The 7,826-nt window shown below is 67.1% G+C and carries 4 protein-coding genes and 1 pseudogene; 3 read left to right on the top strand and 2 right to left on the bottom strand.

The window, feature by feature from the left end; translation table 11 throughout:
* A pseudogene (locus tag AC1DBQ_RS10860) lies at positions 1-169 on the top strand (bifunctional nuclease family protein); the annotation flags it as partial.
* 351 nt (positions 170-520) lie between these two features.
* Positions 521-1,117: a MerR family transcriptional regulator gene (locus tag AC1DBQ_RS10855; RefSeq protein ID WP_476928504.1), complete on the top strand. Its 597-nt coding sequence runs from the start codon at positions 521-523 to the stop codon at positions 1,115-1,117.
* 114 nt (positions 1,118-1,231) lie between these two features.
* Here the strand turns inward: AC1DBQ_RS10855 and AC1DBQ_RS10850 are convergent, their stop codons facing one another.
* On the bottom strand, positions 1,232-2,110 hold the full coding sequence (locus AC1DBQ_RS10850) for a ParA family protein (RefSeq protein ID WP_476928503.1): 879 nt from the start codon (positions 2,108-2,110) through the stop codon (positions 1,232-1,234).
* Positions 2,111-2,431: 321 nt separating this feature from the next.
* Between AC1DBQ_RS10850 and AC1DBQ_RS10845 the strand changes: the two genes are divergently transcribed.
* Positions 2,432-5,827 carry a pyruvate carboxylase gene (locus AC1DBQ_RS10845; RefSeq protein ID WP_476928502.1) on the top strand — a complete coding sequence of 1,132 codons (3,396 nt, stop codon included), beginning with the start codon at positions 2,432-2,434 and terminating at the stop codon, positions 5,825-5,827.
* 68 nt (positions 5,828-5,895) lie between these two features.
* Here the strand turns inward: AC1DBQ_RS10845 and AC1DBQ_RS10840 are convergent, their stop codons facing one another.
* Positions 5,896-7,716, bottom strand: coding sequence for an AMP-dependent synthetase/ligase (locus AC1DBQ_RS10840; RefSeq protein WP_476928501.1), 1,821 nt, complete (start codon positions 7,714-7,716; stop codon positions 5,896-5,898).
* Between the last annotated feature and the right edge of the window lie 110 nt (positions 7,717-7,826).

Below are 7,826 nucleotides of genomic sequence, written 5' to 3'. Positions count from 1 at the left end.
GTGCCGGATCTGGTGCGCCGACGCCGTCATGGACGAGGCCGGCGTCCGCATCACCGAACACGACGAGGGCGAGGACACGCATCCCGGTCCCGCCGTGGATGAGGAAGGGGAACTGCGGCGCTTCCGCGAATTCCTCGACGACGTCGAACCCGAAGACTTCGGCGGCTGAACGCCCGCMACGGCAGGCGCCAGTGAGGCGGCTGAGACTGCTGAAACGCATGTTACGGATGGGGCTTTTGAGACGTCTGGGGCCGTTGTGAAGACGCAGAACGTTAAAGCCGAGAATGAATCTTTCGACACGCCCGCGGAATACCCCTAACGTCTTTGACCTTGGGCCCCGGCAGGCCTAACGTCGAAGGTACAAGTTCCCATTGCATACGGTAGCCGCGCAAGTCACACTGGAAAGTGCAGCCCCGGCTGAATTACAAGGATGGAATCATCATCCTGTGTCAGGCAGCTGTTCACATACATTGCTGCCGATGCAACTTACTCAGGGGAACTCACGACAAGGAGGGTCCACGTGAGTCCGAAAGGCGAAGCAAGCGAGCTCAAGCAGGCCGCGACGGCTKGCGTTGCTGTGCCCGCCAGCGGTGCCCAAGGCCTGCTGTTCACCGAGGATCTTCCCGTTCTGGACGAAGACGCGGGCTACCGCGGCCCCACCGCCTGCAAAGCGGCCGGCATCACCTACCGCCAGCTCGACTACTGGGCACGCACGGGACTTGTTGAGCCCGCAGTCCGCGGCGCGGCCGGCTCCGGTTCGCAGCGACTCTACGGCTTCCGCGACATTCTGGTCCTCAAGGTCGTCAAGCGGCTCCTGGACACCGGCGTTTCACTCCAGCAGATCCGCACCGCCGTCGAGCACCTCCGTGAGCGCGGTGTCGAGGACCTTGCACAAATCACGCTCATGAGCGACGGCGCAAGTGTCTACGAGTGCACCTCGGCCKACGAAGTGATTGATCTTGTCCAGGGCGGCCAGGGGGTGTTCGGCATCGCCGTCGGCCGTGTTTGGCGCGAGGTTGAAGGCAGCCTCGCTGCCCTTCCCAGCGAACACGCCGCGGACCAATCCTTTCCCGACGACGAACTGAGCAAGCGCCGCGCGGCGCGAAAGATCKGCTAGCGAACTCTTATAGAACAGTCTGAGGCCGCCTTCCCTGTGGGAAGGCGGCCTCAGTTCTGTCTGCTGTGGTTCTTGGTTCCCGAGCGTCGTCGTCGCTGCTGTGTTTAGCGCTGTTCAGCGCTGGCTGCGGTTGCGGACGGAGCCGGCGGTGGCCAGGCCATTGGGGTGCAGGAGGTTCTGCAGCAGGGCATCGAAGAGTCCAGCCGCATTCTTGGCCGAGTCCCCGGGCCAGTGGTGGATCGAGTGGGCGGCGCCCTGGATCTGCTGCMAGTTGGCCTGCTCCGGGATGTGTGGAGTCAGCAGCAGTTGGCCGAACATGGACTCCATCTCCGATAGCCGGAAGGCGTGCTCGGCCGAGCCGCTKCGCACCCGGTTGGCCACAATGCCGGCGGGGGACAGCTTGGGGGCGAATTCCTGCCGGAACAGTTGGATGGCGCGCATGGTGCGCTCCGTGCCCGCCACCGAAAAGAGCCCGGGTTCGGCCACCAGGGTCACCTTGTCGCTCGCTGACCACGCCATCCGGGTGAGGCCGTTCAGCGACGGCGGGCAGTCGACCAGGATGAGCTCATAGTTCTCGGCGCCCGCCAGGACAGCGGACAGCCTGCGGAGGTCGCGGCGGCCGAGGTCGGGCCGGTCGTATATACCGGTGTAGGCCGAGCCCACGGCGACATCCAGAATGGACGGTGAGGAAGCGGACCGTGCAGCGCCGGCCTGCAGGGCGCCGGCGGAGCTGCCGTTGAGTCTGGCATGTTCCACCCACCCGCTGGGAACCACATTGTCCGCCAGGCGCGCGCGCCGCGGAGAGCGCAGCATCCTGCCGATATCGAGCTGATCGTCCGGGMTGACGCCCAGGGCCGTGCTGGCGTCAGCGTGCGGGTCAAGGTCGACGACGAGGGTCGGGATGCCTGCGGCCAATGCCGCCGACGCCAGTCCGGTGGTCACGGATGTCTTGCCGACACCGCCTTTAAGGCTGCTGATGCTCACTACTTGCACTTGAAAAACCAATACCTAACGCCGGTTGCCGAGACGGGGTGGTGCCGGCTCCCGMGTTCTCCGGAGCCGGGGCGTGCATGCGCCACGCACCCACTCATCATATGTTGATGCTCMGACGAAACCCGTTTCATCCGGCGACGAGGACGCAGAACCGCGCAAACGGRCCGGGGCGGGAGACAAGCGAAAAGCCGCAGGCCCTGCCCAACGCCGCGTCMGTGACGGATAATGCTGTGACGGTGGCCACAATGATTTGTGTTTGCCCGCACGGGTCTTAGACACTGTGAGCACTTACCGATACGCCCGCGATGAAGCAGGAGAAGTATGTTTTCTAAGATTCTGGTGGCCAACCGCGGGGAAATCGCGATTCGCGCTTTCCGCGCGGGCTACGAGCTGGGTGCCAAGACTGTCGCCGTGTTTCCCAACGAGGACCGTAACTCGATTCACCGCCAGAAGGCCGACGAGGCGTATCTGATCGGCGAGGAGKGGCACCCGGTCCGGGCGTACCTTGACGTTGACGAAGTGGTGCGCGTAGCCAAGGAGTCCGGTGCGGACGCCATCTACCCCGGCTATGGCTTCCTCTCCGAGAACCCGCGCCTGGCGCGGGCCGCCAAGGAGGCCGGCATCACGTTCGTCGGGCCGCCGGCGGAAGTTCTGGAACTTGCGGGCAACAAGGTGGCCGCCCTCGAGGCCGCCCGCAAGGCCGGTGTCCCCGTGCTCAAGTCGAGCCAGCCCTCGAAAGACCTGGACGAACTGATCGCCGCCGCGGATGAAATCGGCTTCCCGATCTTCGCCAAGGCCGTCGCCGGCGGTGGCGGGCGCGGCATGCGCCGCGTCGACACCCGCGACGCTCTCCCGGAGGCCCTGCAGGCCGCCATGCGCGAAGCCGATGCCGCGTTCGGTGATCCCACCATGTTTCTCGAGCAGGCCGTCCTGCGCCCCCGCCACATCGAGGTCCAGATCCTGGCCGATGCCGAGGGCAACATCATGCACCTCTTCGAGCGCGACTGTTCCATCCAGCGCCGCCACCAGAAGGTGGTTGAGATCGCACCGGCCCCGAACCTCGACGAAGGCATCCGGCAGGCGTTGTACCGCGACGCCGTGAAGTTCGCGAAGGCACTGAACTAMGTCAACGCCGGCACGGTCGAATTCCTCGTCGACACCGTCGGGGAGCGCGCCGGCMAGCACGTGTTCATCGAAATGAACCCGCGCATCCAGGTCGAGCACAYGGTCACGGAGGAGGTCACCGACGTCGACCTMGTTCAGGCACAGCTGCGCATCGCCGCCGGCGAGACCCTCGCGGACCTGGGCCTCTCGCAGGAAACCGTCCAGCTCAAGGGTGCGGCGCTGCAGTGCCGCATCACCACCGAGGACCCGGCCAACGGTTTCCGGCCCGACGTCGGCAAGATCACCGGCTACCGTTCTGCCGGCGGTGCCGGCGTCCGGCTCGACGGCGGCACCGTCTACTCGGGCGCGGAGATCAGCCCGCACTTCKACTCCATGCTGGTGAAACTGACCTGCCGTGGCCGCGATTACCCTGCCGCCGTCGCCCGCGCCCGCCGCGCCCTTGCCGAATTCCGCATCCGCGGCGTGTCCACCAACATCTCCTTCCTGCAGGCCGTCCTGGACGATCCCGACTTCGTCGCCGGGGATGTGGCCACCTMGTTCATCGACGAACGGCCCCAGCTGCTGAAGGCGCGGGTCTCCGCAGACCGCGGCACCAAGCTGCTGACCTGGCTCGCGGACGTTACGGTCAACAAGCCCAACGGCGAACTGACGGTCCACACGAATCCGGCGGACAAGCTTCCGGCCCTTGGCGACGCCGCAGCCCGGCCGGGGTCTCGCCAGCGGCTCCTGGAGCTGGGCCCGGAAGGCTTCGCCAGGGCCCTGCGCGCCCAGGACGCCGTTGCCGTCACGGACACCACCTTCCGCGACGCGCACCAGTCCCTGCTCGCCACCCGGGTGCGCACCCGCGACCTCGTCGCGGCCGGACCGGCCGTGTCCAAGCTGCTCCCGGAGCTGTTGTCGGTGGAGGCCTGGGGCGGTGCGACCTACGATGTCGCCCTGCGCTTCCTCGGCGAAGACCCGTGGGACCGGCTCGCCGCCCTGCGCAAGGCACTGCCGAACCTCTGCCTGCAGATGCTGCTCCGCGGCCGCAACACCGTGGGCTACACGCCCTACCCGGAAGAGGTCACGGTGGCGTTCGTCAACGAGGCCGCCGCCACAGGCATCGACATCTTCCGGATCTTTGACGCCCTCAACGACGTCAACCAGATGGCCCCGGCCATCCGCGCCGTCCGCGAGACCGGCACCGCCGTCGCCGAGGTCGCCCTCTGCTACACCGCGGACATGCTGGACCCGGAGGAGACCCTCTACACCCTGGACTACTACCTGGAGCTGGCGCAGAAGATCGTCGACGCCGGGGCGCACGTCCTCGCGATCAAGGATATGGCCGGGCTTCTGCGCCCTGCCGCCKCGGCGCGCCTTGTGACGGCCCTGCGGGAACGGTTCGACCTCCCGGTCCACCTGCACACCCACGACACCGCAGGCGGCCAGCTGGCCACGCTCCTCGCGGCCGTGGACGCCGGAGTGGACGCCGTGGACGTGGCATCGGCCTCGCTCGCCGGCACCACCAGCCAGCCCTCGGCCTCCGCCCTCGTCGCCGCGCTGGCCCACACGCCGCGCGACACCGGACTCAGCCTGGCGAACGTGTGCGCCCTGGAGCCGTACTGGGAAGCCGTCCGCCGGGTCTACGCACCGTTCGAATCCGGACTGCCGGGCCCCACGGGCCGGGTCTACCAGCACGAGATCCCCGGCGGGCAGTTGTCCAACCTGCGCCAGCAGGCGATGGCACTGGGTCTCGGCGAGCGTTTCGAGGCGATTGAGGACATGTACACMGCGGCGGACCGCATCCTGGGCCGCCTGGTYAAGGTGACGCCGTCGTCCAAGGTGGTGGGCGACCTCGCCCTGCACCTCGTGGGCCTCAACGCCGATCCCGCGGACTTCAACGAGAACCCGCAGAAGTACGATGTCCCGGATTCCGTGATCGGCTTCCTCTCCGGCGAACTCGGCGACCCGCCCGGCGGCTGGCCGGAGCCTTTCCGCACGAAGGCCCTGCAGGGCCGCACCGTGAAGGTCCGCGACGTCGAGCTCAGCGCCGAGGACAGCGCTGCGCTGCAGGGCGACTCCAAGACCCGCCAGCGCACGCTCAACCGCCTGCTCTTCGCCGGTCCCACCAAGGACTACMTGAAGAGTGTGGAGTCCTACGGCAACMTTTCGGTGCTGGATACCCGCGACTACCTCTTCGGGCTGCAGCGCGGTGCGGAACACGAAATCGAACTCGAGAAGGGCGTCCGGCTGATCGCCTCCCTTGAGGCCGTCTCCGAGCCCGACGAGAAGGGCATGCGCACCGTCATGTGCACGCTCAACGGCCAGTCCCGGCCCGTCGTGGTCCGCGACCGTTCCGTGGTGAGCAACGTCAAGGCCGCCGAACGCGCCGACGCCACCCAGCCGGGCCAGGTGGCCGCGCCGTTCGCCGGCGCCGTCACGCTGACCGTCAAGGCCGGCGACACGGTCAAGGCCGGCGACACCGTCGCCACGATCGAGGCCATGAAGATGGAAGCCTCCATCACGACGCMGGTGGGCGGCACCGTCTCGCGCCTCGCCGTCGGCGCGGTGGAGCAGGTCCAGGGCGGGGACCTGCTGCTCGTCGTCGAATAGCGGTAACAACGAAGGGTCCTTMCGGCAGGAGCTGGAAGGACCCTTCGTTGTTGTGGCGCGTGCGCTGCCTAGGCGAGCGTGGGACGCTTGGCGTTGTACATTTCCTCGATCACGGTCTCGAAGTCCTTGAGCACCTGGGCCCGCTTGACMTTCATGGAGGGGGTMAGATGGCCGGAGGCTTCGGTGAAGTYGGCCGGCACGATCCGGAAGGACTTGATCGCCTCGGCCTGGGACACCGACTGGTTGGCGTGGTTTATGAGTTCCTGGACCGCGGCTTTGACGGCCGGGTTCTCGGCCGCGTCAGCGAGCGAGGTCGACGCCGGGAGCCCGTGGYGGCCCAGCCAGCCGGGGAGGGCTTCCTCATCGAGCGTGACCAGGGCGCCGATGAACGGGCGGTTGTCGCCCACCACCAGCACCTGGGAGACCAGGGCGTCCGCCCGGATCTGGTCCTCCAGCAGGGCCGGGACCACGTTCTTGCCGCCGGCCGTGACGATGATTTCCTTCTTGCGCCCGGTGATGGTCAGGAACCCTTGCTCATCCAACTGGMCGATGTCCCCGGTGCGGAACCAGCCGTTGTCGAAAGCGTCGGCGGACAGGTCATCGCGCTTGTAGTAGCCGCGCATAACGCACACGCCCTTGGCGAGGATCTCGCCGTCGTCCGCGATCCTGACGGCGTTMMCGGGAATAGGCGCACCCACGGTGCCGATCTTGATCAGGTCCGGGGTGTTMACGGTGACCGGCGCKGTGGTTTCGGTCAGCCCGTAGCCTTCCAGGATCTGCAGGCCGATGCCCTGGAAGAAGTGGCCCAGGCGTTCGCCGAGCGGCCCTCCGCCGGACACCGCGTGCGAGACCTGGCCGCCCATGGCGTTCCGGAGCTTGGCGTACACGAGTTTGTCGAACAAGGCGTGCTTGAGCTTCAGGGCAAGGCCCACCTTGCCGGCCTGCCGGGSCCGGGAGTATTCGATCGCGGTGTCTGCGGCGCGGTGGAAGATGGCGCCCTTGCCGCCGTCCTCGGCCTTGGTCAGGGCTGAGTTGTAGACCTTTTCGAAGACGCGCGGGACGGCGAGGATGAAGGTCGGCTTGTAGCTCTGCAGGTCCGGCAGCAGGTTCTTGATGTCCGGTGTGTGCGCCACCGTCACGCCGGCGGCKACCGCGAGCACGGAGATGAAACGCGCGAAGACGTGGGCCAGCGGCAGGAACATGATGGTCCTGGCCTGCTCGTGGACGATCGTGCCCAGCGACGTGGCCAGGGCGTTCTCGGACAGTTCCACGAAGTTGCCGTGGGTCAGCTCGCAGCCCTTGGGCCGGCCCGTGGTGCCGGAGGTGTAGATGATCGTGGCGACGTCGTTCAGGGACGCCAGGCGGCGCCGCTCCTCGAGCTCGGCGTCGCTTATCCCGGTTCCGGCCGCACGGACCTCGTCCAGGCCGTTGCCCTCAAGCTGCCAGACGTGCTGCAGGGCGGCAAGGCCTTCGGAGGTGGCCGCCTGCCGKATGATGTCCTCGTGATGCGCGGATTCGCCGAATGCGGCCACGKCACCGGAGTCGCCGAGGTTCCAGGCCACCTGTGAGGGGGAGGAGGTCTCGTAGATCGGGACGGAGACGGCGCCGGCAAACCAGATGGCGAAGTCGACCAGGGCCCATTCGTAGCGGGTGCGGGACATGATGCCCACCCGGTCCCCGGCAGCCACGCCGCTGGCCATGAGGCCCTTGGCGAGGGCTGAGACGTCGGCCAGGAAATCCGTGGCGCGGACATCCTGCCACTGGCCCGCTGCGTCGAGCCGCGAGAACAGCGCAGGGTTCGAGGCCTTGGCCGCCTGGCGCACCACGAGTTCGGTGACGTTGGTGTCCGGATCGACGTTCACCAGGGGCGGGACAATGATTTCTCGCACGACAGCTCCTTTGGTATCCATTGGTATCCATAGGCCCGCAACGGGTAGGCCTAAGCCTAGTATGCGGTCCCGCGAAGGTGTGTTCTGCGACACCTACTGGCGAGTAACTT

This window comes from Arthrobacter sp. 10T413_2 (assembly GCF_056394205.1).
This window is presented reverse-complemented; position numbering and strand designations above follow the sequence as displayed.